Source organism: Roseivivax sp., from assembly GCF_054552075.1.
In genome coordinates, this window is sequence record NZ_JBTOLZ010000019.1 from 55,554 (window position 1) to 79,558 (window position 24,005).

Annotated in this window: 16 protein-coding genes; 11 read left to right on the top strand and 5 right to left on the bottom strand. The window is 70.1% G+C overall.

Annotated features, from left to right (window positions below; translation table 11 throughout):
• Window positions 1-130: 130 nt before the first annotated feature.
• Window positions 131-2,347 carry a catalase/peroxidase HPI gene (gene katG, locus ACX938_RS14310; RefSeq protein ID WP_459431587.1) on the top strand — a complete coding sequence of 739 codons (2,217 nt, stop codon included), beginning with the start codon at window positions 131-133 and terminating at the stop codon, window positions 2,345-2,347.
• A 370-nt stretch (window positions 2,348-2,717) separates the two neighbouring features.
• Here katG and ACX938_RS14315 read toward each other — a convergent pair whose 3' ends face one another.
• Window positions 2,718-3,896 carry a pyridoxal phosphate-dependent aminotransferase gene (locus tag ACX938_RS14315; protein WP_459431563.1) on the bottom strand — a complete coding sequence of 393 codons (1,179 nt, stop codon included), beginning with the start codon at window positions 3,894-3,896 and terminating at the stop codon, window positions 2,718-2,720.
• A 336-nt stretch (window positions 3,897-4,232) separates the two neighbouring features.
• On the opposite strand from ACX938_RS14315, the gene ACX938_RS14320 reads away from it, so the two are divergent.
• The 3 genes from ACX938_RS14320 (at window position 4,233) to ACX938_RS14330 (ending at window position 7,422) form a co-directional block, all read left to right on the top strand.
• The gene (locus tag ACX938_RS14320; protein ID WP_232754685.1) at window positions 4,233-5,201 is read left to right on the top strand and encodes an ABC transporter substrate-binding protein; all 969 of its coding nucleotides are present in this window, start codon (window positions 4,233-4,235) and stop codon (window positions 5,199-5,201) included.
• Window positions 5,202-5,316: 115 nt separating this feature from the next.
• Entirely contained in the window at window positions 5,317-6,351 is a 1,035-nt protein-coding gene (locus ACX938_RS14325; RefSeq protein ID WP_232754686.1) for an ABC transporter permease, read from the top strand.
• 12 nt (window positions 6,352-6,363) lie between these two features.
• Window positions 6,364-7,422, top strand: coding sequence for a quaternary amine ABC transporter ATP-binding protein (locus ACX938_RS14330; protein ID WP_232754687.1), 1,059 nt, complete (start codon window positions 6,364-6,366; stop codon window positions 7,420-7,422).
• A gap of 1,098 nt (window positions 7,423-8,520) precedes the next feature.
• Here ACX938_RS14330 and ACX938_RS14335 read toward each other — a convergent pair.
• Window positions 8,521-9,597: an NAD-dependent epimerase/dehydratase family protein gene (locus ACX938_RS14335; RefSeq protein ID WP_459431564.1), complete on the bottom strand. Its 1,077-nt coding sequence runs from the start codon at window positions 9,595-9,597 to the stop codon at window positions 8,521-8,523.
• A 266-nt stretch (window positions 9,598-9,863) separates the two neighbouring features.
• Here ACX938_RS14335 and ACX938_RS14340 point away from each other — a divergent pair, with 266 nt between their 5' ends.
• The 4 genes from ACX938_RS14340 to ACX938_RS14355 all read left to right on the top strand — a co-directional run bounded on the left by ACX938_RS14340 (window position 9,864) and on the right by ACX938_RS14355 (window position 16,009).
• Entirely contained in the window at window positions 9,864-10,325 is a 462-nt protein-coding gene (locus ACX938_RS14340) for a (2Fe-2S)-binding protein (RefSeq protein ID WP_459431565.1), read from the top strand.
• A 1-nt stretch (window position 10,326) separates the two neighbouring features.
• Window positions 10,327-12,567: a xanthine dehydrogenase family protein molybdopterin-binding subunit gene (locus ACX938_RS14345; RefSeq protein WP_459431566.1), complete on the top strand. Its 2,241-nt coding sequence runs from the start codon at window positions 10,327-10,329 to the stop codon at window positions 12,565-12,567.
• 567 nt (window positions 12,568-13,134) lie between these two features.
• The gene (glpK, locus tag ACX938_RS14350; RefSeq protein ID WP_459431567.1) at window positions 13,135-14,622 is read left to right on the top strand and encodes a glycerol kinase GlpK; all 1,488 of its coding nucleotides are present in this window, start codon (window positions 13,135-13,137) and stop codon (window positions 14,620-14,622) included.
• Window positions 14,623-14,767: 145 nt separating this feature from the next.
• Window positions 14,768-16,009: a lytic murein transglycosylase gene (locus tag ACX938_RS14355; protein ID WP_459431568.1), complete on the top strand. Its 1,242-nt coding sequence runs from the start codon at window positions 14,768-14,770 to the stop codon at window positions 16,007-16,009.
• 212 nt (window positions 16,010-16,221) lie between these two features.
• Here ACX938_RS14355 and ACX938_RS14360 read toward each other — a convergent pair whose 3' ends face one another.
• On the bottom strand, window positions 16,222-17,343 hold the full coding sequence (locus ACX938_RS14360; RefSeq protein ID WP_459431569.1) for an N-acetylglucosamine-6-phosphate deacetylase: 1,122 nt from the start codon (window positions 17,341-17,343) through the stop codon (window positions 16,222-16,224).
• Window positions 17,340-18,191, bottom strand: a complete 852-nt coding sequence (locus ACX938_RS14365; RefSeq protein WP_459431570.1) for a glucosamine kinase nucleotide-binding domain-containing protein — start codon at window positions 18,189-18,191, stop codon at window positions 17,340-17,342. Before ACX938_RS14365 ends, ACX938_RS14360 begins: the two co-directional genes overlap by 4 nt.
• 99 nt (window positions 18,192-18,290) lie before the next feature.
• On the opposite strand from ACX938_RS14365, the gene lexA reads away from it, so the two are divergent.
• Window positions 18,291-18,989 carry a transcriptional repressor LexA gene (lexA, locus tag ACX938_RS14370; RefSeq protein WP_232754695.1) on the top strand — a complete coding sequence of 233 codons (699 nt, stop codon included), beginning with the start codon at window positions 18,291-18,293 and terminating at the stop codon, window positions 18,987-18,989.
• On the opposite strand, the gene ACX938_RS14375 is transcribed toward lexA, so the two are convergent.
• Window positions 18,946-21,060 (bottom strand): ComEC/Rec2 family competence protein, encoded by a 2,115-nt coding sequence (locus ACX938_RS14375; RefSeq protein ID WP_459431571.1) that lies wholly within the window; start codon window positions 21,058-21,060, stop codon window positions 18,946-18,948. The two genes, lexA and ACX938_RS14375, sit on opposite strands and share 44 nt — an antisense overlap.
• An 82-nt stretch (window positions 21,061-21,142) precedes the next feature.
• Between ACX938_RS14375 and gltX the strand changes: the two genes are divergently transcribed.
• Window positions 21,143-22,555, top strand: a complete 1,413-nt coding sequence (gene gltX, locus ACX938_RS14380; RefSeq protein ID WP_459431572.1) for a glutamate--tRNA ligase — start codon at window positions 21,143-21,145, stop codon at window positions 22,553-22,555.
• Between the two features lie 89 nt (window positions 22,556-22,644).
• A complete protein-coding gene (gene gltA, locus ACX938_RS14385) occupies window positions 22,645-23,940 on the top strand; it encodes a citrate synthase (RefSeq protein WP_459431573.1) in 1,296 nt (431 codons plus the stop codon).
• Window positions 23,941-24,005 lie beyond the last annotated feature (65 nt).

A 24,005-nucleotide genomic window follows, 5' to 3' on the forward strand; every position in this document is an offset into this window, starting at 1 on the left:
CACCGCGGCCTGCGATGATAGATGTGACCCAGGTTTTCCCGAACCCGCGCCTTGCGCGGTCTTCGGAAGCGACAGCCAGACCATGGCCCGCAAGGGCCAGATGACAGCCAAGAGAAGGAGAGAGTCGATGATGGACGGAAACGATCTGGGCGGCTGCCCGGTCATCCATGGGGTATCGACCAAGGGCCGGTTCAGCGGCACCACCAACCGCGACTGGTGGCCGAACCAGCTGAACCTGAAGATCCTGCACCAGAACCAGCCCGTGGGCGACCCGATGGGCGGCGACTTCGACTATGCCGAAGCCTTCAAGACGCTGGATCTCGACGCGGTGAAGGCTGATGTCGCCAAGGTGCTGACCGACAGCAAGGACTGGTGGCCGGCAGACTACGGCCATTACGGCCCCTTCATGATCCGCATGGCCTGGCACTCGGCGGGCACCTACCGCACCGGCGACGGCCGCGGCGGCTCCTCCTCGGGCAGCCAGCGCTTCGCGCCGCTCAACTCCTGGCCGGACAACGGCAACCTCGACAAGGCCCGCCGCCTGCTCTGGCCGGTGAAGCAGAAGTACGGCGCCGCGCTGAGCTGGGCCGACCTCTTCATCCTGGCGGGCAACGTCGCGCTCGAGACCATGGGCTTCAAGACCTTCGGCTTCGCCGGCGGCCGCGAGGACATCTGGGAACCCGAGGAGGACATCTACTGGGGCTCCGAGCAGAAGTGGCTCGCCACCTCCGACGAGGAGAACTCGCGCTACGCCGAGGGCCGCGCACTGGAGAACCCGCTGGCGGCCGTGCAGATGGGTCTGATCTACGTCAACCCGGAAGGTCCGGACGGCAACCCCGACCCGCAGGCCTCGGCGCATGACATCCGCGAGACCTTCGCGCGCATGGCGATGAACGACGAGGAAACCGTCGCGCTGACCGCCGGCGGCCACACCTTCGGCAAGATGCACGGCGCGGGCGACGCGGCCCATGTCGGTGTCGAGCCCGAGGGCGGCCAGCTCGAGGCCATGGGCTTCGGCTGGACCTCCACCTTCGAGAGCGGCAAGGGCAAGCACGCCATCACCTCGGGTCTCGAGGGCCCCTGGACGCCGACGCCGACCCAGTGGGACATGAGCTACTTCGACACGCTCTTCGGCTACGAGTGGGAAGTGGTGAAATCCCCCGCCGGCGCCAACCAGTGGCACCCGAAGAACCTCCGCGAAGAGGACATGGCCCCGCAGGTCGACGGCTCAGACGAGAAGGTCACCCCGGTGATGTCCACCGCCGACATGGCGATGAAGGTCGATCCCGCCTATCGCGCGATCTCCGAGCGGTTCCACAAGAACCCCGAGGAGTTTGCCGATGCCTTCGCCCGCGCCTGGTTCAAGCTGACCCACCGCGACATGGGCCCCAAGGTCCGCTACCTCGGCAAGGAAGTGCCCTCCGAGGACCTGATCTGGCAGGATCCGATCCCGGCGCGCGACCACGAGCTGGTGGACGCCAAGGACATCGCCGAGCTGAAGGCGAAGCTGCTCGAGTCCGGTCTCAGCACCCGCGAGCTGGCCTATACAGCCTGGTCCTCGGCCGCGACCTACCGCGGCTCGGACAAGCGCGGCGGCGCCAATGGCGCGCGCATCCGGCTGGCGCCCCAGAAGGACTGGGAGGTCAACGAGCCGCAGCAGCTTTCCAAGGTGCTGGAAGTGCTCGAGGGCCTGCAGAAAGCCTTCAACAAGGCGCAGTCCGGCGGCAAGCGCATCTCGCTGGCTGACCTGATCGTGCTGGGCGGCAATGCCGCGATCGAGGAGGCCGCGAAGAAGGGCGGCCATGAGATCGAGGTGCCCTTCACCCCCGGCCGCATGGACGCCAGCGCCGAGCAGACCGATGCCGACAGCTTCGACGTGCTCGAGCCCGGCGCCGACGGTTTCCGCAACTACCTCAAGACCGGCTACACCGTGCCGACCGAGGAGCTGCTGATCGACCGGGCGCATCTCCTGACGCTGAGCGCGCCGGAGATGACCGTGCTGGTCGGCGGCATGCGGGCGCTGGAGCTGAACACCGGCGGGTCCAAGCACGGCGTGCTGACCGACCGTCCGGGCGCGCTGACCAACGACTTCTTCGTCAACGTGCTGGACATGGACACCGAGTGGAAGCCGCTGTCCGACGACGCCCAGGAGTTCGAGGGCCGCGACCGCGCCTCGGGCGAGGCGAAGTGGACCGCGAGCCGGGTCGACCTGGTCTTCGGGTCGAACTCGCAGCTGCGCGCGCTCTCCGAGGTCTATGCCGAGAACGGCCACGAGAAGAAGTTCGTGGCGGACTTCGTGAAGGCCTGGACCAAGGTCATGGACGCCGACCGCTTCGACGTGGCCTGAGCCGCGTCGGGGGCCTTGGTGGTCCCTTGCGAGTGAAAGACGCCCCCGGGGGAGATCCTCGGGGGCGTTTTTTTTGTGTGGGGTGTTGTGGAGTGCGGATTGGCAGGGCGCGCTTCGCAGCGGTCATCCGCGCACCCTGCCCGGCCGCCCCCCAATTTGGCGCGGAACAAGGGCCGCAGGCCCGCCGCGCCAGCGCCGGTCCGGCCCGATGGGCCGGCGCTCTTGCGAGTGACGCGCTTTGCTCCGGGCTAGGACGAACATGGCCGGGATAAAGCGCGCCGATCGGCGGGCAGCGGCGCCGGCCCCCGGCCCGGCGCTGGCGCTCCGTTCGGGATGAGGCGCGGGACAGGACCGAGGGCCCGCCCCAACCTCACCCCGCGCGCAGCACCGCGGCGATGCGCTCCAGCGCTTTCTCAATGTTCGCCTCGGAATTGGCGTAGGAGAACCGCAGGTAGCCCTCGCCGTTCTCCCCGAAGGAGGTGCCGGCCACGCTGGCCACCCCGGCCTTCTCCAGGAACAGGTCCTGCGCCGCCCGCGCGTCGAGCCCGGTGCCGGTGATATTGGCGAAGGCGTAGAAGGCGCCGCCGGGATCGGGCGCGCTGACCCCGGGCAGCGCGTTCAGCCCCTCGACGATCAGCGCTCGGCGGCGGTCGAAGGCGGCGACCATCTCGGCCACCGCGTCCTGCGGGCCGGTCAGCGCCGCGAGCCCCGCCTGTTGCGCCGCGGCGTTCACGCAGCTGTGGTCGTTGATGCAAAGCCGGGTGACATGTTCCACCGCCGCCTCGGGCCAGACCGCGTAGCCCAGCCGCCAGCCGGTCATCGCGTAGGTCTTGGACCAGCCGTCGAGCAGGATCAGCTGGTCGGCGATCTCGGGGTATTGCAGGAGCGAGACATGTTCGCGCCCGCCGTAGAGCATCTGCGAATAGATCTCGTCGGAAAGAACGGCCACATGCGGATGCTTGGCCAGCCCGGCGACGAGCTTGTCGATCTCCTCCCGGCTGGTCACCCCGCCCGTCGGATTGCCGGGCGAGTTCAGGATCACCAGGCGGGTCTTCTCGGTGATGCGCGACAGGATGCTCTCGGCGGAGATGCCGAAGCCCAGCGCCTCGGAGGGCGCATAGGGCACGGGCGTGGCGCCCGAGTAGCGCACCAGCGAGCCGTAGATCGGGAAGCCGGGGTCGGGATAGAGGATCTCGGCGCCGGGCTCACCGAACATCAGGACCGCGAAGAACATCGTGGGCTTGCCGCCCGGCACCACCACCACGCGGCCCGGATCGACCGAGACGCCGTGGCGCCGGGCAAGATCCTCGGCCACCGCGGCGCGCAGCTCGGGCGTGCCCGCGGCGGGGGTATAGCCGTGATGGCCGGCCCGGAGCGCCTCGGCCCCGGCCTCGACGATATGGGCGGGCGTGGGGAAATCCGGCTGGCCGATCCCGAGGTTGACGATGTCGCGTCCCTCGGCGGCAAGCGCACCCGCGCGGGCCAGGACGGTAAAGGCGGATTCGGTGCCGAGCCGCGACAGGCTCGCGGCGAATCTGAGCGAAGACATGGGCGGGCTCCCGGTGCGACGGATGTTCACGGTCTGGATCGGGATCTAGCAGGCGCGACAGGCGCGCGACAATGCGTCTCGGCGCGGGGCGCTTGAGGAACGCGCCGCAAACTGCTGAAAATCATGAACAATCACGGAAAATCGGCCCTGGCCGTCCAAGCCCCGGAACCGGTCCGATTGCGACAGGTAATGTCGTTTTCCGACAATTCACCCCTTTTTTCGGCGGAAATCCACCGATACCTTCGACGCTTGGACGGTCCCGCGGACCGCCCCAGCGGCGGTTTCGCGGACCCGGATGAACGCACAAGCAACGCATAAGCAAAGATCAGGGAAACCATGAACAAACTTGCCTATACCTCCGCCGCGCTGGCGCTCTTCGCAGCCCCGGCGCTCGCTCAGGAAGAGTGCGGCCAGGTGTCGATCACCGAAATGAACTGGGCCTCGGCCTCGGTCGTGACCAATGTCGCCTCCTTCATCATGCAGCAGGGCTACGGCTGCGAAGTGCAGGTCGTGCCCTCGGACACCGTGCCCGCGATCACCTCGCTGGTGGAGAACGGCGAGCCCGACATCGTGACCGAGCTCTGGACCAACTCCACGGGCGAAGCCTATCGCAAGCTGGTCGAGGAAGGCCGCGTCCAGGAGCTGGGCGACGTGCTGCAGCCCGGCGGCGTCGAGGGCTGGTGGGTCCCGGCCTACCTGGTCGAGGAGCACCCCGAGCTGAAGACCATCGACGGCGTGCTGGCCAACCCCGAGCTGGTCGGCGGCATGTTCCACAACTGCCCCGAGGGCTGGGGCTGCCGGATCACCAACGACAACCTGATCCCGGCCTTCGGCGTCGAGGAATCGGGCCTCGAGGTCTTCAACCACGGCTCCGGCGAGACGCTGGCGACCTCCATGGCCTCGGCCTTCGAGAACGAGGAACCCTGGTTCGGCTACTACTGGGCGCCGACCGCGCTTCTGGGCTCCTATGACATGGTCTCCGTGGACATGGGCCCCTACAACGAGGCCGAGCACAAGAAGGCCACCCAGAAGGACGCGACCGACGTGGGCAAGACCTCCTACCCGGCCGCCCCGGTGAAGACCGCGGTCGTCTCGACCTTCGCCGAGGAGCACCCGGACCTGACCGAGTTCCTCGCCACCATGACCTTCCCGACCGACGTGATGAACTCGGTCCTGGGCTGGATGGACGAGAACTCCGCCTCCGCAGAGGAAGGCGCGGTCTACTTCCTGACCACCTACCAGGACATCTGGACCGAGTGGCTGAACGACAGCGCGACCGAGAACCTGCAGGCCGTCCTGCAGTAAGGCGCGTCACGCAGTCTTGCCGGCGGGGCAGCCTAGCGCTGCCTCGCCGCTTTTGTTTTACGCCCGGGGGTCCGCGCGGTCCCGGGGCCAAGGATACAAACTAGGGAACACGACCATGGCGACCTACGACTGGGTGTTCAACACACTGGGGCTCCGCGATTGGTGCGACGGAAGCGGCGGCGGCGGCGCGCCGATGTCGATGTCGGACCTGATGAACAAGGCCAAGGGCGACGCGCCCGAGGTCTCGATCTGGGACACGCCCTTCCCCTCGATGGATGCACTGAACGATTCCTGCGAGGCCTTCCCGCAGTCCCGCGAGGTGACCAAGGGGCTCGAGCAGGGCTTTCTCGGCATCAAGGACGCGCTCTCGCTGGTGCTCGACCCGATCACCCAGCCGCTGAGCTGGGCGCTGGAATACGCGCTCTGGGCCTTCCAGGGCATCCCGTGGTGGATCATGATCCCCTTCCTGGCGCTGGTGATCCGGCTGATCAGCCGCTCCTGGGGGCTGACCGCCTTCGTCGCCGGTTCCTTCGCCGCCATGGCCTTCATCGACTACTACGACTACGCCATGCAGACGCTGGCGGTGATCTTCGTCTGCGCCTTCATCTGCGTGCTCCTGGGCGTGCCCATCGGCATCGCCATGTCGCGTTCGGACCGGCTGCAGGCGGGCATGATCCCGGTCCTGGACATGCTCCAGACGCTGCCGCCCTTCGTCTACCTGATCCCGCTGATCTTCCTGTTCTCGGTGACCGAGCCGAAACTCTACGGCATCGCGATCATCCTCTATGCCATCGTGCCGGTGATCCGCCTGACCAACCTCGGCATCCGGCTCGTCGACAAGGAGGTGATCGAGGCCGCGGACGCCTTCGGCATGACCAAGCGGCAGAAGCTCTACGGCGTGCAGATCCCGCTGGCGCTGCCCAACATCATGGCCGGCGTGAACCAGACGATCATGATGTCGCTCGCCATGGTGGTGATCGCCTCGCTGGTCTCGGCGCCGGGTCTCGGCGTGCTCGTCCTGCGCGGCATCCGCAACCTCGAGCTGGGCGTGGGCCTGGTCTCGGGCCTGGGCATCGTGCTGCTCGCGGTCATCCTCGACCGCTCCACCAAGGCGGCGCTGGCGCGCGTCAACGCCGCGCAGAAGCATTGAGGAGGACCGGACATGGCTGATCCCAAGATTTCGATCCGCAAGCTCTACAAGATCTTCGGCACCGACCCGCAGGAGGCCCTGCGCCACGCCAAGGACGGGATGCACAAGGCCGAGCTGCTCGACCAGCACCGCCACGTGTTGGGCCTGCGCGACATCAACGTCGACATGCAGGCCGGCGAGATCACCGTCATCATGGGCCTCTCGGGCTCGGGCAAGTCGACCCTGATCCGGCACCTGAACCGGCTGATCGAGCCCACCGACGGCGAGGTCTGGGTCGATGGTTCCGACATCATGACCTACTCCGAGGCCAAGTTGCGCGAGATGCGCCGCAAGAAGATGTCGATGGTGTTCCAGAAGTTCGCGCTTCTGCCGCACCGCACGGTGCTGGAAAACGCCGCGACGCCGATGATCGTCGACGGGGCGCCGCGCGCCGACTGGGAGGCCGAGGCCACAAAGTGGCTCGACCGCGTCGGGCTCGAGGGCCAGGGGCCGCAGTTCCCCCACCAGCTTTCGGGCGGCATGCAGCAGCGCGTGGGCATCGCCCGGGCGCTGACCTCGAACTCCGACATCATGCTGATGGACGAGGCCTTCTCGGCGCTGGACCCGCTGATCCGCACGGACATGCAGGACCTGCTGATCGAGCTGCAGCGCGAGCTGCAGAAGACCGTGGTCTTCATCACCCACGACCTCGACGAGGCGCTGAAGCTGGCCGATCACCTGGTGATCCTGAAGGACGGCGAGGTGGTGCAGCAGGGCGAGCCGCAGCACATCCTGATGCATCCCAACGATCCCTACATCGTGGACTTCATCTCGGACATCAATCGCGCCCGGGTGCTGCGCGCCCGCACGGTGATGCAGGAGACCGAGGCCGACCCCGGCAATGCCGACGGCGAGGTCGACGAGAACGACACGCTGGAAAGCGTGATCGCCAAGGCCGAGGGCAATGCCGACCTGACCTACCGCGTGACCCGCGAGGGCCGGCAGACCGGCGTCCTGCCGATGCGCGACGTGGTCACCGCGCTGGTGCCGACGGAAGCCTCCGACGATGGGGGTATCCGGAAGGCGTCGTGATCGGGGCTGAGGCTGGGTGGGTTTTGGCCTGCCCGGTGGAGAGTGAGGGGGCCGTCGCGCTGGGGTGCGGCGGCCTTGTTCGTTTGGGGGCGTATATGGGTGCCGCGTGGGGCCTGCGCGGCGCGACAGCGCGGAAAGCGTCACCGCCTCCACTCCTAGTCCTCACCTCCCAAACCGCCCCCTCCCCGCTCAAAGCTTTCGCACCAGAGGGCGCGCACCGGACCGGGGGCCGGCGCTGCCGACCTCGGAGCGGGGCGCTTTATCCACGCAAGGTCAGGGCTTGAGGAGAGTTAAGCGCACCACCCCAAGGAGCGCCGGCCCAAGGGGCCGGTCCGGCGCGCGCCCAGCACCTTCGGTGCTGTTCGGGCGCAAGGGGGCGCGTGGTTGGTGCAAGATCGGCGTGAGATGTGATGGAGGTTGGGAAAAGTCTTTGTGCGGCGCGACGTCTGGACGGGAAATAGGGAAAGGCCTCCGCGTGGCGCGACGGCTGGAGGGGGAAGTAGGGAAATGCTTCCGCGTGGCGCGACGGCTGCAGGGGGATGTAGGGAAAAGCCTCCGCGCGACGCGACAGCTGGAGGGGGGGCGTGCCTGCCGTGCGGCGAACATGCGTTCCAGCCCGCATCCTTCGACGGCCGCCATTTTGCACACCAGAGGGCGCGCGCCGGACCGGGGGTCGGCGCAGCTTCCCTCCGAGCGAGGCGCTTTATCCCGGCAAGGTCAGGGCTAGAGGCGATCTGAACGCACCACCCCAAGGAGCGCCGGCCCATCGGGCCGGTCCGGCGCGCGCCCGGCATCTTCGATGCTGTTCGGGCGCAAGGAGGTGTGAGGGGTGATGGGGTTGGTGTTTTGGACTGTCTGGGTGGGTTGGTGTCGAGGGCGGACTGGTGTGGGCGAGCTGAGGCGGTGGGTGGCGGGGGCAGCCGCTCTCAACCGAGGAACAGGGGCAGCGGGGCCTGTCCGTGACGTCCTCGGCAGGCGAGGCCTCAGCCCGCAGCCCGGAGCCCGGAGCCCGCAGCCCGAAGCCAGGGCCGAGGCCAACGCCGACGCCGACGCCAAAGACGGAGAAAAATCCCCCCAACCGCAGCCAGCCCCCAACTCTCAAACCCGCGTGAAATACCCCGCCTCGATCATGTAATCGAACATCTCCCGCATCGACTGGCCGAGCGGGCGGTAGCTCACGCCGAGCGCCTGGCGGCTCTTGGAGTTGTCCGCCCGGAAGGGCACGCCGACGTTGCGCGCGACATAGCCGCGCTCGAGGCCCGCTTTCGGCGCGATCAGCCAGACCAACCATTTCGGCGCGGCGCGGCCGGGCAGCGGGAAGCGGTCGCCGAACTCCCCGACCAGCTCCTGCGAGGCGGCGTAAAGATCGGTGTCATGACCCGAGGTGATGTGGCGCCCCTGGGCCTCGGGCAGGAAGCCGGCAGCGATATGGGCGTCGGCCACGTCGCGCACGTCGACCATGCCGATCCCGAGCCGCGGCGCGCCCTGTTTGAACTCGCCGGTGCCGAGGCGCTCCATGATGGTGAAGCTCTCCGAGGTCGGCTTGCCGCCGATCGCGGGGCCGATCACCAGGCTGGGGTTCACCGTGACCAGCCGCCAGCGATCCTGGCTTTCGGCGATGGCCCAGGCCTCGCGCTCGGCCACGGTCTTGGAGTAATTGTAGGGCTGGTACTCGAGCGAGGCGCTGGTGTTCCAGACATCCTCGGTCAGCACCCCGCCCGGGGCGGCGGCGCATTCGCTGTTGTCGGTGTAGATCGCCGCGCAGGAGGAGGTCACCACCACGCGGGTCACGCTCTCGGTCTTGGCGGCCTCGGTCAGCACGTTGCGGGTGCCCTCGAGCGCGGGGTCGACGAGGTCGCGCTGGGGGTCCTCGAAATCCGAGGTGAAAGGCGAAGCGGTGTGAAAGACCACGCCGCAGCCCGCCATGGCCTCGGCATAAGAGCCGTCCTCGAGGAGATCGGCCTTGAAATAGCGGATCGTGCCCGGCGCATCCTCGGCCAGGGCGTCGAGGTGGCGGGTCTTCTCGGCCCGCTCGGGGTCGCGGATCGGGGCATGCACGGTGGCGCCGGCCTGCAGGAGGCGCTGGACGATCCAGCCGGCCACATAGCCGGTGGCGCCGGTCACCAGCACGGGTTTGTCAGTGTCGATCACGGGGTCGCGCTGCGTCTCGCTCATAGAGTGTCCTTTGATTGGCTGGAGGCCGGAGCGGCTCCGGCGCAAGGGGGGCTTTCAGACCGAGCGCAAAGCGCGGGCCCCGGGTTCCCCGCAATCGCCCGCGGGGGCGATCACAGAGCCGCGCGCAGCCCCGCTGCCTGCCCTCGCGACAGCCCCGCAACTGCCCCCGAAACCGGCCCCCACGTCAGCCCAGAAGTGATCGCGCCCCGATAGGCGCGCCCGCCCCAAGGTGCTAGGCTTTTGCCAAACCCACGGAGGGATCACGGATGAAACTCACGGTGAACGGCACCGAGCACGAGGTCGACGTCGAGGACGACATGCCCCTGCTCTGGGTGCTGCGCGACGAACTCGACATCAAGGGCGTGAAATACGGCTGCGGCATCGCCCAATGCGGCGCCTGCACGGTGCATCTCGACGGGGTGGCCGTGCGCAGCTGCCAGATCCCCGCGGGCAGCCTCGCGGGCTCGCAGGTGACCACCATCGAGGGCCTCGGCACGCCCGAGGCGCTGCATGCGCTGCAGGCCGCCTGGATCGATCACCAGGTCGCGCAATGCGGCTACTGCCAGTCGGGCCAGATCATGCAGGCCGCCGATCTGCTCTCGCAGGTGCCCGAGCCGACCGACGAAGACATCGACGATTTCATGGGCGGCAACCTCTGCCGCTGCGGCACCTATGTCCGCATCCGCGCCGCGATCCATAGCGCCGCCCTCAAGATGAAGGAGGCCTGAGATGAGCCGCATCGGAACCATCGCGCGGCGCAGCTTCCTGGTCGGCGGCCTGGTGGTCGCAGGCGGCGTTGCCTTCGGCGCCTATACCGTCCGCAAGCCCCATGCGAACCCGCTAAAGCCCGCCCCCGAGGGCAGCGCCGCGCTCACGCCCTACGTGCGCATCGACGCCGAGGGCGTGACGCTCATCACGCCCCGCGCAGACAAGGGCCAGGGCGTCTACCACGTCCAGGCCGCGCTCATCGCCGAGGAGCTCGACGTGGCGCTCGAGGATGTGCGGATCGACCCGGGCCCGCCCGCGCCCGCCTATTGGAACACCGCGCTCGCCGCCGAAGCCTCGGAATTCCTTGTGCCCGCCCAGGGCGCCATGCGCAGCATGACCGAAGGCGCGGTCAACGGCGTGATGAAGGTCATGGGCATGCAGATCACCGGCGGCTCGACCACCGTGGCCGACGGGTTCGACAAGCTGCGCGCCGCGGGCGCCTCGGCCCGCGAGACGCTGAAGCTCGCCGCCGCGCGCCGCAGCGGCGCGGATGTGACCAGCCTCAGGACCGAAGACGGCGCGGTCCTTTTGCCCGACGGCAGCCGCCTGCCCTACACCGACCTCGCGGCCGACCTGCAGGACATCGAGGTGGTGCAGGACGTGCCGCTCCGCGCCCCCGAGGACTGGCGCTACATCGGCCGCGAGATGCAGCGGCTCGACATCGTCGCGAAAAGCACCGGCACCCAGCGCTACGGCATCGACGCCGAGATCCCCGGCATGGTCCATGCCACGGTGCTCTTGAACCCCGCCCAGGGCGGCGCGCGCGAGGATTTCGACGCCGCCGAGGCTCTGAAGATGCGCGGCGTGACCGACATCGTGCCGATCACCGGCGGGCTCGGCATCGTCGCCGACAACACCTGGCGCGCCTTCCAGGCCGCCCGGGCGATCCGCGCCGACTGGGGCCCGCCCGCCTATCCGCTCGACCAGGAGGACCACTGGGCGGCGCTCTCGGCCTCCTTCACCGAAGAGGCGCTCGACAGCCGCAAGCGCGACGACGGCGATGTGACCGCGGCGCTGGCCGAGGCCACCCCCGTCGAGGCCGAATACCGGGCGCCCTATCTCGCCCATGCCCCGCTCGAGCCGATCTCGGCGGTGGTCAAGATCGACGCCCAGGGCGCCGAGGTCTGGACCGGCACCCAGATCCCGCGCTTCGTGCAGAACAACGTCGCGCGGCTCGCCGGGATCGACCCCGACCAGGTCCGGCTTCATGTCGCCATGATGGGCGGCTCCTTCGGCCACCGGCTCGAGGACGAAGTGGTCAAACACGCCACCGAGATCGCCCTGCAGATGCCCGGAACGCCGGTCAAGCTGACCTATTCGCGCGAAGAGGACATGATCCACGACTTCCCCCGCGCCATCGCCATGGCCCGGCTGAAAGGCAGCGTGCGCGACGGCCGGGTCGAGGCCATGGACCTTGGCATCGCCCAGCCCTCGGTCATGGCCTCGCAGATGGGCCGCCAGGGGCTCTCGGCCCCAGGTCCCGACAGCCAGATCGTCGCCGGCGCCTTCGAGCAGCCCTTCGCCCTGCCGCACCAGCGGATCTCGGGCTACCGGACCGAGGGGCTGGCGCCGGTCTCCTCCTGGCGCTCGGTCGGGGCCTCGGCCAACGGGTTCTTCTACAATGCCGCGCTCGACGAGCTGATCCACGCCGCGGGCGCCGATCCGCTCGAGGAACGGCTGCGGCTGGCCTCGGACCCGCTTGCCCGCGCGGTGCTCGAGGCGGTGGGCGAGATGTCGGACTGGTCCGGCCCCGCGCCCCGGCCGGGCGTCGGCCGCGGCGTGGCCTTCGTGAAAAGCTTCGGCGTGCCCACCGCCGAGGTGATCGAGGTCGAGGACAGCGAGAACGGGCTGCGCCTCACCCGCGCCTGGATCGCCGCCGAGGTCGGCCGCGTGGTCGACCCGGTGAACTTCGGGAACCTCTGCCAGGGCGGCATGATCTGGGCGCTCGGCCACGCGATGAACTGCGAGGTGACCTTCTCGGGGGGCGTGGCGGGCCCGGACAACTACTACGCCCATTCCGGCATGCGCATCTGGCAGGCCCCCGAGATCGCGGTGCGCGGGCTCGAGAACGGCGACCGGGTGCTGGGCATCGGCGAACCCCCGGTGCCCCCCGCCGCACCCGCCCTCGCCGGCGCGATCTTCGCGGCAACCGGCACGCGGCTGCGGGAGATGCCCTTCGAGAAATTCGTCCGCTTCGCGTGACGAGGGGGAAGGCCGGGGGCGCTGCCCCCGGACCCCCGGAGTGTATCTGGCCCAGTCATGGGGGGCTTGGGTTGGTGTGGCGCGCCGGGTCTGAGCGGGCCTTGTTGCGGGTTTGGTTCTCCGGTGGGCGCGGTGCGCTTGTGGCGCGGGTGGTCGGGGGCTCTGCCCCCGGAGCCCCCGGAGTATTTTGGGCCCGGTCAGGCCTGGGGGTGATGGAGCGAGGTGGCTGATGTGGCGCTCCGGGCCTGAGGGGCGCCAGTTGCTGGTTTGGGGTCTCCGGTGGGCGCGATGCGCTTGTGGCGCGGGTGGTCGGGGGCTCTGCCCCCGGAGCCCCCGGAGTATTTTGGGCCCGGTCAAGCCTGGGGGTGGGGGTGCGGGGTGGCCGGTGTGGCGCTCCGGGCCTGAGGGGAGCCCGTTGCGATGGGGCGTTTGAGCGGGTGACGGCGGGCTTTTGAGGCAGGCGGCGCGGTCAGGGGCGCGGGAGGCGGCGGCGGGCATTGCACCTCGGCGCTCCATCGGGTTCTCTCTGGGGCACACGGGAGAGAGAGAAGACCGGAGGCCCCCCGCATGACCCATATCCTCGCCATCGACCAGGGCACCACCTCGAGCCGGGCGATCCTCTTCGACGACCGGCTGCGCATCGTCGCCACCGCGCAGGAGGAGTTCGAACAGCACTACCCCGCCAGCGGCTGGGTCGAACACGAGGCCTCGGACCTCTGGACCACCACGGCGGCGACCTGCCGCGGGGTGATCGAGAAGGCCGGGCTGCCCGCCGAGGAGATCGCCGGCATCGGCATCACCAACCAGCGCGAGACCACGCTGGTCTGGGACGCCGAGACCGGCCAGGCGGTGCATCGCGCCATCGTCTGGCAGGATCGGCGGACCTCAGCGCTCTGCCAGGAGCTGAAGGCCGCGGGCCACGAGGAGATGGTCACCGACCGCACCGGGCTGCTGCTCGACCCCTATTTCTCGGCGACCAAGCTCAAGTGGATCCTCGACGAGGTCGATCCCGACCGGGCGCGCGCGACATCCGGCAAGCTTCTGTTCGGGACCGTCGACAGCTACCTGATCTGGAAGCTGACGGGCGGGCGCACCCATGCCACCGATGCCACCAACGCCTGCCGCACGATGCTCTACGACATCCGCAAGGGGCGCTGGTCGAGCTCGATCTGCAAGCTCCTCGACATCCCCATGGAGATGCTGCCCGAGGTGCGCGACAGCGCCGCGGACTACGGCACCACCCGCGCCGATCTTTTCGGCCGCGAGCTGCCGATCCTCGGCGTGGCGGGCGACCAGCAGGCGGCGACCATCGGCCAGGCCTGTTTCGAGCCGGGCATGCTGAAATCCACCTATGGGACCGGCTGTTTCGCGCTGCTGAACACCGGGCCCGAGCCCGTACGCTCGGAGAACCGGCTCCTGACCACCATCGCCTACCAGCTCGACGGCAAGCCGACCTATGCGCTCGAGGGCTCGATCTTCATCGCCGGCGCCGTGGTGCAATGGCTGCGCGACGGGCTGAAGATCATCCGCGAGGCCAAGGAGACCCAGCCCCTGGCCGAGAAGGCCGACGAAAGCCAGAACGTCGTGCTGGTGCCGGCCTTCACCGGGCTCGGCGCGCCCTACTGGAACGCCGAATGCCGGGGCGCGATTTTCGGGCTGACGCGCAACTCCGGCCCCGAGGAGTTCGCCCGCGCCGCGCTGGAAAGCGTCGGCTACCAGACCCGCGACCTGCTCGACGCCATGCGCGCCGACTGGGCCGGGGAAGGCGCCGCGGCCACCCTGCGCGTCGACGGCGGGATGAGCGCCTCGGACTGGGCGATGCAGTTCCTGGCCGACATCATCGGCGCCGATGTGGACCGGCCCGAGGTCCTTGAGACCACGGCCATGGGCGCGGCCTGGCTCGCCGGCATGCGCGCCGGCATCTACCCCGACCAGGCGGGCTTTGCCGAGATGTGGGCGCTGGACCGCAAGTTCGAACCGGGCATGGACGCCGAGACCCGGGAGGCGAAATACGCCGCCTGGACCCGCGCGGTGACCGCGGCGCAGGGGTTCTGAGCGGGGGGCGTTTCGGCGGGCGCGCCCGAGGCCCGAGCGGCCTCGGCGTCCGCCCGCCGGTGCCCCGGCGGTCTCTTGCCGGGCGGGCGGCGCCGCGCCACACTCGGGCGCGAGGCAGATAATTTCACAACTCCCGAGCACCCCCATGACCCTGACCCGCAGAACCTTCACCTCGCTCGCCGCGGCGGGCCTTCTGTCCGCTTGCGGCGGTGGCGCCGGCTTGCCGGTGGCGACGAGCCCCGCGCCCGTGGGTGACCCGGGGCTGAGGCCCCAGCCCAATGCCGCCTATGACGCCTGGGTCGCCAGTTTCCGCGGCCGGGCGGCGGCGCAAGGGATCCCCGAGGCGACGCTGGCGCGGGCCTTCCGGGGGGCGGGCTACCTGCCCGGCGTGGTCGAGCGTGACCGCAACCAGACCGAGTTCAAGCGCAGCTTCGAGGACTACCTCAACATCGTCGCGGGCGAGGCGCGGGTCACCACCGGGCGGCAGAAATACGCGGCCTTCTCGGACACCCTCGCCCGGATCGAGGCGCGCTACGGCGTGCCGGCCTCGGTCGTGACGGCAATCTGGGGGGTGGAGAGCCGCTTCGGCGCGCGGCGCGGGGACATCCCGGTGGTCTCGGCCACCTCGACCCTGGCCTTCGACGGGCGGCGCGGGGCCTTCTTCGAGGCCCAGCTCCTGGCCGCCCTGCGCATCCTGGCGCGCGGCGACACCACGCCCGAGCGGCTGACCGGCTCCTGGGCCGGGGCCATGGGGCACACGCAGTTCATCCCGACCACCTTCCAGGCCCATGCGGTGGATTTCACCGGCGACGGGCGGCGCGACATCTGGGCGGAGGATCCGACCGACGCCTTGGCCTCGGCGGCGGCCTATCTGGCCGACAGCGGCTGGCGGCGGGGTCTGCCTTTGCTGGTCGAGGTGACGGCGCCCGCGGGTCTGCCGACCGAGCGCGGGGCGCGGCGGGCGACCTCGGCCTGGGCCGCGGCGGGTGTGCGGCCGGCGCGCGGCGGCCCCCTGCCGGAGCTCGGCGAGGCGGCGCTCTTTACACCTGCGGGCGCGGGCGGGCCGGCCTTCCTGGCCTCGCGCAACTTCGACGTGGGCCTGCGCTACAACAACTCCGAGAACTACGCACTGGCGGTGGGCTACCTGGCCGCGCGGATCGCGGGCGCGCCGCCGCTCTCGGCGAGTTTCGGGCCGGATGAATACGGGCTGACGGTGGAGGACCGCCGCCGCCTGCAGGAGCGGCTGACCGCGCGGGGCTTCGACACCGGCGGCACCGACGGGGTGATCGGGCCGAAGACCACCGAGGCGATCCGCGCCTACCAGGCGGCGCAGGGGCTGGCGGTGACGGGCGAGCCGTCGCAGGCGCTCTTGCGGGGGCTGGGCTGAGGCAGGCTGTCGGTTTGGTCCAAGGCGGGCGCGGTGCGGCTTTGACCGCTCGCTGAAGGTCGTTGCGGGGGGCGGCACTTTGCCGACCCGGCGCACCGTCTGGCCGGCTCGCCGCCCGTCGGGCTTAGGGCGGCGAGACCTTTGCAGGCCCCTTGCCGCGCTATCGGCCCTCCCAGCCGCAAAATCATACCCCAAAGCACGCGCGCCCCGCGTCACCCCATCGGCAGCGGCACCAGCGCCAGACCCTCAGGCCCCTGCCGCAGCCGGATCGGACGGCCCGCGTCGCCGGGGCGCAGCCGCCCTGCCCCGCCGCGCAGCTCGGCCGCCTCGGCGGGCAGCCGGGTGGCGCGCGCCAGGGCCCAGGGCAGCGGCGCGTGGCAGGCGCGCATCAGCACCGAGACCGCCCGCGCGAGGTCCAGATCCGCCCCCGCCAGCGTCCCGTCCTCGAGCCGCAGCTCTCCGCCCGCACGCAGGATACGCCTCCCGTTCAGGGTGAATTCCGTGGCCTCGGTGCCAGCCACCGCCATGGCGTCGCTGACCAGGAAGACCCGCGGGTTGGCGGCGAGCGCCACGCGCATGGCCTCGGGCGCCACATGCACCCCGTCGGCGATGAGCCCGGCCCAGACGCCCTCGGCCAGGGCCGCGCCGGTCAGGCCCGGGGCGCGCGCGCTCAGCTGGCTCATGGCGTTGTAGAGATGTGTGACGCCGCGCGCCCCGGCGCGGATATAGGCGCGCGCGGTCTCGGCGTCGCAGGCGCTATGGCCAAGCGCCACGTAGACCCCGGCCTCGGCCAGTGCTGCAACCTGCGCCTCGCTGACCGACTCGGGCGCCAGCGTGACCTTCAGACAGGGCAGATCGCGGGCGGCGGCGAGAAGCGTCGCGAGGTCTTCCTCGGTCATCGGGCGGATCAGCGCGGGGTCATGGGCGCCGCATTTTTCGACCGAGAGATGCGGGCCCTCGAGGTGCAACCCCGCGATGCCCGGCACCCGTGCAGCGCAGGCCTCGCGCGCGGCCGCGATGGCGGCGCGGGTGACCTCGGGGGTGTCGGTGATCAGCGTCGGCAGAAGATGCGCGGTGCCGAGCCGCCGGTGCGCGCGGGCGATGGTCTGGAGCGTCGCGGCGCTCGGGTCGTGGTTGAAAAGCACCCCGCCGCCGCCGTTCACCTGCAGATCGACGAAGCCCGGGGCCAGGATGTCGCCTTCGAGGTCCGCCGTCGCGCCTCCGCCAGGGTCGGCCTCGGGCAGCCGCCGCCCGCCTTCGAAGCTGACGGGCTGCGGCTCGTGCAGGTCCCAGCCGTCGAAGAGCCGGGCGTTGAGATAGGTGATCCGGGTCATGCGAGGCTCTCCGCGAAATCCGCCGCGAGGCGCAGCGCGCCGTCAAGCGGGCGGCCCGCGGCGGGGGTGAGGCCCGGGCGGAAGGCCTCGGGCAGGAAGGCACCGAGCGCGGGGCCGAGCCCGCCGGTCAGGCAAAGCGCCATGCCCGGACGGGCGCCGATCTCGCGGGCGGTCCCGGTCAGCGCGCCCGCGGCTTCGGTCAGGATCGCGCGGGCGGCGGGGTCGCTCTCCTGCGCCTCGGTGACCCATTCGGCCAGCGCCGCGATCTCATGCGGGGCCCGCGCCTGGGCGAAGGCGATGACCTGGGCGGGCGGGCCGATCTCGCGCGTGATGCGACGGCTGAGCGGGCCTTCGGGCGCCCGGCCCTCGCCCACCGCCAGCGCGGTCCTGAGGGCGGCGCGGCCGACCGCGTAGCCCGAACCCTCGTCGCCGAGCCTTGCGCCCCAGCCGCCGGCGAAGCGCGCCTGACCCTCGCGGCGAAGCCCCACGAAGGAGCCGGTGCCGGCGTGCAGGATCATGCCGTCACCCCGGGGACCAAGCGCGCCCCAAAGCGCGGCGCGGCGGTCCTCCTCGACCCGAACGCGGGCCAGGGGCAGCGCCGCCTCGGCGCGGCGGGCGATGCTGTCGTCGACGACCCCGGCCAGGGCGCAATAGGCGGGCACCTGCGCCAGCGGGCGGCCCAACTGCGCCTCCAGCGCCGACAGTCCTTCGGTCAGGACATTGATTCCGCTGGCAAAATCGCTCGAGAGGTTGCAGCCGCCCAGGGTCACCTCGGCGCGCGACGCGCCTTCTGCGAAGAGCATCCGGCAGCGCGTGCCGCCGCCATCCACGGCCAAGAGCGCGCGCATCACGTCACCCCGCACAATATCTGGTCGATTCGCGCCCGTGTTGACACAAAACGCGAACGCACGTAGAACAAAAGCGGACAGGCTGCAGGAATTTGTGTCATGCTGACCAAGAAACAACTCGATCTCCTCGACTTCATCAACCGGCGCGTGCTGCGCGACGGGGTTCCCCCCAGTTTCGACGAAATGAAGGAGGCGCTCGACCTCCGGTCGAAGTCGGGCATTCACCGGCTGATCACCGCGCTCGAGGAACGCGGCTTCATCCGCCGTCTCGCCCATCGCGCCCGCGCGATCGAGATCGTGAAACTGCCCGAAAGCCTTGGCGGCAGCGCCACGCATGGCTTCGAGCCCCGGGTGATCGAGGGCGACCGCCCCGACGGGCGCCCGGCCAATTCCGACCCGGTGGAGCCGGTGCATGCCAGCGAGCTGCCGCTTCTGGGCCGGATCGCCGCGGGCATGCCAATCGAGGCGATCAACGACGCGCCTCCGGGCATCGCGGTGCCGGGCAGCATGCTCTCGGGCGCGGGGCGGCATTTCGCCCTCGAGGTGCGCGGCGACTCGATGATCGAAGCCGGGATCAACGACGGCGACGTCGTGGTGATCCGCGAGACGACCGAGGCGCAGAACGGCGACATCGTCGTGGCCCAGGTCGAAGGCTACGAGGCGACGCTGAAACGCTTCCGCCGCAAGGACGACATGATCGTGCTGGAGGCGGCGAACCCGGCATACGAGCCCCGCGTGCTGCCGCGCGGCTCGGTCAAGGTTCAGGGCCGGTTGGTCGGGCTGATCCGAACCTATTGAGCGAGCGCGCCGCCAGCCCCGCGAGCCTTTCGCGGGGCGCGGGCGCGCCCTGCACCCAGAGCCGCGGGCCCGAGCGGGCGGCGGCGGTGACCTCGCGCAGGGGCGCTTTGGCATCGGCACTGTCGCGGTAAAGCGCGACAGGCCCGGTCAGGGCCAGGCTCTCGGGCGTATAGGCGCGGCAGCCCGGGGTAGCCTCCAGGGCATAGCGGCTGACCAGGATCTCGCCCTTTTTGCATCCGGTGAACCCCGCCAGCGCCTGGCGGTCGCCCAGATGCGTGACACGCGTGACCGCGGGCCAGCGCGCCGCGGCGCGTGGCTGATCGGCGGCATCGCCGTCATTCTCGAGCCAGAGCCGCGCGGCGAAGCCCGCGCCCGCCGGGCGCGAGAGCGCCCTGCCCTTGTGCGTCATCTGTCCCACCAGCACGCCCTGCCGGTCGATCAGGAGCCAGGGCCGCTCAGCCCCGGACCAGAGAAGCGCCGCCAGCGCCGCGGGCGCCAGCGCCAGGAGCCGCAGCCGGCCGAGCGTCAGGAGCACCAGCAGGAAGGCCAGGGTGATCAGCGGCAGCACCATCTCGGGCGGCGCGCGGATCTGGCCGAGGGCGCCGGGCAGGCCCGCCACCCGCGCCGCGACGCCGAGGATCCAGTCGAGCCCCCAGCCCATGGCCCGGAGCGGCAGCGCCTCGAGGCCGAAGGGCATCATCCCCAGCGCCAGAAGGCCCAGCGGCATGACCCAGAGCCCCATGAGCGGCACCGCCAGGAGGTTCGCCAGCAGCCCGTAATGGGCGAGGATGTTGAAATGCGCCATGGCGATCGGCGCCGTCGCCCCGCCCGCGACCAGCGACGACAGCACCAGCGCGGCGGGGCCCCGGGCGAGCCGCGGCAGGCGCCGCTCCACCCCGCTGTCGCGCCAGGCCGCGAAGGCCGCGACCAGCGCACCGGTGGCGGCGAAAGACATCTGGAAGCCGGGCGAGAGGAGCGCCTCGGGCCGGGTGACGAGGATCACCAGCGCCGCCAGCGCGACCGAGCGCAGCGACAGCGCGCGGCGGTCGAAGAGCACCGCGAGGAACATGATCGCCACCATGACAAAGGCGCGCTCGGTGGCGACATTGGCGCCGGAAAGGGCGAGGTAGCCGGCCCCGGCGCCCAGCCCCGCGAGGGCGGCGATCTTCTTCACCGGCCAAGTCTGCCCGACCCCCGGCAGGGCCACCAGCCCGAGCCGCACCACGGCGAAGACGAGCCCCGTCAGCAGCCCCATGTGCAGACCTGAAATCGCCAGGAGATGCGCGAGGTTCGCCTGCCGCAGGTCGCGGGTCACCGCGCGCGGGATGGCGCTGCGGTCGCCGGTCAGGATCGCCGCGGCGACGGCGCCCGCGGGCCCCGGCAGCCCCGCCTGGAGGCGCGCCGAGACGCGGTGGCGCAGCGCACCCAAACCCGAGGCCCCGGGTTCAGGCGGGGCCAGCAACAGCACCGGGCTGCGCGTGTAGCCGACGCCGCCCACGCCCTGGAACCAGGCGTGGCGCCGGAAGTCGAAGCCGCCGGGCTCTACCGGGCCGCCGGGCGCGGAAAGATGGCCGGTCAGGATCACCCGCTGCCCGGGGCGCGGGTCGAACCAGCCCTGCGCGCCATGCAGCGAGACGCGCACCCGGCGCGGCAGCGCCTCGGGCGCGTGCCAGGGCAGCACCACCCCGTCGAGCGTCAGCCGCAGCTTGTCCGAGGCGGAGCGGTCGATCTGGACGATGCGCCCTTCGATCGGGCCGTAATAGCGCCCTTCGATCACCGGGCCCGCGACCAGATGCGCCCGGCTGCCCGCCAGCGCCAGCCCCAAGGCCGGCAAGACCAGCGCGCAGATCAGCGCCCGGGGCACCAGCGCCACCCGCCGCGCGGCCCAAAGCCCCGCCAGCCCCAGCATCCAAAGCGCGGCCAGCGCCCAGAGCGGCGGCTCCACCCGGAGGGCGAAATAGAGCCCGATGCCCGCGGCCAGCGCGGCCACGCCCCAGGCGAAGAAGGCCCCGGCCTGCCGCGCCAGCAGATCCGCCAGGAAATCCGCCACGCTGCCCCCGATGCGGCCCATGCTTGTCCTCTGTCCGTCGCGCCGCTAAGGCTCGCGCAACCAGGATGCGCCCCCTCTCTTATGGAAAGGTTAATCGCCGCTCATGTCGGACAGGATTGTCACCCGTTTCGCCCCCTCGCCCACCGGATATCTGCACATCGGCGGCGCGCGGACGGCGCTGTTCAACTGGCTCTTCGCCCGCGGCCGGGGCGGCAAGTTCCTCCTGCGGATCGAGGACACCGACAAGGCGCGCTCGACCCCCGAGGCGACCGAGGCGATCCTCAAGGGGCTCGACTGGCTGGGGCTCGACCATGACGGCGAGGTGGTCAGCCAGGCCGACCGCGCCGAGCGCCACGCCGAGGTCGCCCAGGCGCTGCTGGAACGCGGCATGGCCTACAAGTGCTTCTCGACCCAGGAAGAGATCGAGGCCTTCCGCGAGGCCGCCAAATCCGAGGGCCGCTCGACCCTCTTCGTCTCGCCCTGGCGCGAGGCCGATCCCGCCGATCACCCGGCGGATGCGGCTTTCGTGGTGCGCCTGAAAACCCCGCTCGAAGGCGAGACGGTGATCGCCGACGCGGTCCAGGGCGACGTGAAGATCCGCAACGACCAGCTCGACGACATGGTGCTGCTGCGCTCGGACGGGACGCCGGTCTACATGCTGGCGGTGGTGGTCGACGACCACGACATGGGCGTGACCCATGTGATCCGCGGCGACGACCACCTCAACAACGCCGCGCGGCAGATGGGCATCTATACCGCCATGGGCTGGCCGGTGCCGGTCTACGCGCATATCCCGCTGATCCACGGGCCGGACGGCAAGAAGCTCTCGAAGCGCCACGGCGCGGTGGGGCTCGAGGAATACCAGGTCATGGGCTACCCGGCGCCGGGGATGCGCAACTACCTGGCGCGGCTGGGCTGGAGCCATGGCGACGACGAGTTCTTCACCGACGCCCAGGCGCTGGAGTGGTTCGACGTCTCGGGCATCGGCAAATCCGCCGCGCGGCTCGACTTCAAGAAGCTCGAGAACATCTGCGGCCAGCACATCGCGGTCATGGAGGATGCTGCGCTGCTGCAAGAACTCGAGGGTTACCTCGCGGCAGCCGGCCAGCCGGCCCTGACCGAGGCCCAGAAAGACGGGCTGGCTCGGGCCATGTATTGCCTGAAAGACCGCGCGAAGACCCTGCCGGAACTCCTTGAAAAGGGACACTTTATCCTGACGTCCGCGCCGATCGAGCCGGATGAGAAGGCGGCCAAGGCGCTGGACGATGTATCCCGTGGTATACTGGCAGAATTGACGCCGCAGTTGCAAAATGCTAGCTGGTCGCGAGATCAACTCGAGGCCGTTCTGACGGCTGCCGCGGAGACAAACGGGATCAAGTTCGGCAAGCTCGCAGGGCCCCTGCGCGCGGCCCTGGCCGGGCGCTCCGTCACCCCGAGCGTTTTCGACATGATGCTGGTTCTGGGACGCGAGGAAAGCCTCCTCCGGCTCGATCAAGCGGCGGCCGAACCGGGCTGAGCGCCAAGGGCGCGCCGCCGGTCCGGCCGCAGACATAATGCCCGCGCCGGCCCTTCCGGCGCGCAACAGGAAGTACGAAGGGACGACGCATGCCTGACAGCACCAAGAACGCCACGCTTTCCATCGACGGAAACTCCTGGGACCTGCCGATCTACTCGCCGACCGCCGGGCCGGACGTGATCGACATCCGCAAGCTCTACGCCCAGGCCGGGGTCTTCACCTATGACCCGGGCTATACCTCGACGGCGAGCTGCGACTCGACCATCACCTTCATCGACGGTGACAAGGGCGAGCTGCTGCACCGCGGCTACCCGATCGACCAGCTGGCGTCGAAGTCGCATTACCTCGAGGTCTGCTACCTGCTGCTTTACGGCGAGCTTCCCTCTGCGCAGCAGCTCGAGACCTTCGAGGGCACGATCACCCGCCACACCATGCTGCACGAGCAGATGGTGAACTTCTTCCGCGGGTTCCGCCGCGACGCGCATCCCATGGCGATCATGGTGGGCGTGGTCGGCGCCATGTCGGCCTTCTACCACGATTCCACCGACATCTCGGACCCGCACCAGCGCGAGATCGCCTCGCACCGGCTGATCGCCAAGATGCCGACGATCGCGGCCTGGGCCTACAAGTATTCGGTGGGCCAGCCCTTCGTCTATCCGCGCAACGACCTGTCCTACGCGGCGAACTTCCTGCATATGTGCTTTGCCGTGCCGGCCGAGGAATATGTCGTCGACCCGATCCTGGCGCGCGCCATGGACCGGATCTTCACGCTGCACGCGGACCACGAGCAGAACGCCTCGACCTCGACGGTGCGGCTGGCCTCCTCCTCGGGCGCCAACCCCTTCGCCTGCATCGCCGCCGGCATTGCCTGCCTCTGGGGCCCCGCACACGGCGGCGCCAACCAGGCCTGCCTCGAGATGCTCAAGGAGATCGGCTCGCCCGAGCGCATCCCCGAGTTCATCGCGCGCGCCAAGGACAAGAACGATCCCTTCCGCCTGATGGGCTTCGGCCACCGGGTCTACAAGAACTTCGACCCGCGCGCGAAGGTGATGAAACAGTCCGCCGACGAGGTGCTCGACCTCATGGGGATCGAGAACAACCCGGTGCTGGCGACCGCCAAGGAGCTGGAGAAACAGGCCCTCGCGGACCCCTATTTCACCGAGAAGAAGCTCTTCCCGAACGTGGATTTCTACTCGGGCATCATCCTCGAGGCCATGGGCTTCCCGACCTCGATGTTCACCCCGATCTTCGCGCTTTCGCGCACGGTCGGCTGGGTGAGCCAGTGGAAGGAGATGCTGAACGATCCGCAGAACAAGATCGGCCGCCCGCGGCAGCTCTACCTGGGCAACACCGAGCGGGACTACTCGGACATCGAGACCCGCTGAGGCGGGGAGCTCTTCGCGAGAGATTTGAGCCGCGGCACCGAGGGTGCCGCGGTTTTTTTGTGGGC

Coding starts and splice junctions, on each gene's coding strand:
- gltA (WP_459431573.1), top strand. CDS start 22,645: ATGCCTGACAGCACCAAGAACGCCACGCTTTCCATCGACGGAAACTCC.
- ACX938_RS14355 (WP_459431568.1), top strand. CDS start 14,768: ATGACCCTGACCCGCAGAACCTTCACCTCGCTCGCCGCGGCGGGCCTT.
- ACX938_RS14335 (WP_459431564.1), bottom strand. CDS start 9,597: ATGAGCGAGACGCAGCGCGACCCCGTGATCGACACTGACAAACCCGTG.
- katG (WP_459431587.1), top strand. CDS start 131: ATGGACGGAAACGATCTGGGCGGCTGCCCGGTCATCCATGGGGTATCG.
- ACX938_RS14330 (WP_232754687.1), top strand. CDS start 6,364: ATGGCTGATCCCAAGATTTCGATCCGCAAGCTCTACAAGATCTTCGGC.
- ACX938_RS14340 (WP_459431565.1), top strand. CDS start 9,864: ATGAAACTCACGGTGAACGGCACCGAGCACGAGGTCGACGTCGAGGAC.
- glpK (WP_459431567.1), top strand. CDS start 13,135: ATGACCCATATCCTCGCCATCGACCAGGGCACCACCTCGAGCCGGGCG.
- ACX938_RS14360 (WP_459431569.1), bottom strand. CDS start 17,343: ATGACCCGGATCACCTATCTCAACGCCCGGCTCTTCGACGGCTGGGAC.
- ACX938_RS14320 (WP_232754685.1), top strand. CDS start 4,233: ATGAACAAACTTGCCTATACCTCCGCCGCGCTGGCGCTCTTCGCAGCC.
- gltX (WP_459431572.1), top strand. CDS start 21,143: ATGTCGGACAGGATTGTCACCCGTTTCGCCCCCTCGCCCACCGGATAT.
- ACX938_RS14345 (WP_459431566.1), top strand. CDS start 10,327: ATGAGCCGCATCGGAACCATCGCGCGGCGCAGCTTCCTGGTCGGCGGC.
- ACX938_RS14315 (WP_459431563.1), bottom strand. CDS start 3,896: ATGTCTTCGCTCAGATTCGCCGCGAGCCTGTCGCGGCTCGGCACCGAA.
- ACX938_RS14365 (WP_459431570.1), bottom strand. CDS start 18,191: ATGCGCGCGCTCTTGGCCGTGGATGGCGGCGGCACGCGCTGCCGGATG.
- ACX938_RS14325 (WP_232754686.1), top strand. CDS start 5,317: ATGGCGACCTACGACTGGGTGTTCAACACACTGGGGCTCCGCGATTGG.
- lexA (WP_232754695.1), top strand. CDS start 18,291: ATGCTGACCAAGAAACAACTCGATCTCCTCGACTTCATCAACCGGCGC.
- ACX938_RS14375 (WP_459431571.1), bottom strand. CDS start 21,060: ATGGGCCGCATCGGGGGCAGCGTGGCGGATTTCCTGGCGGATCTGCTG.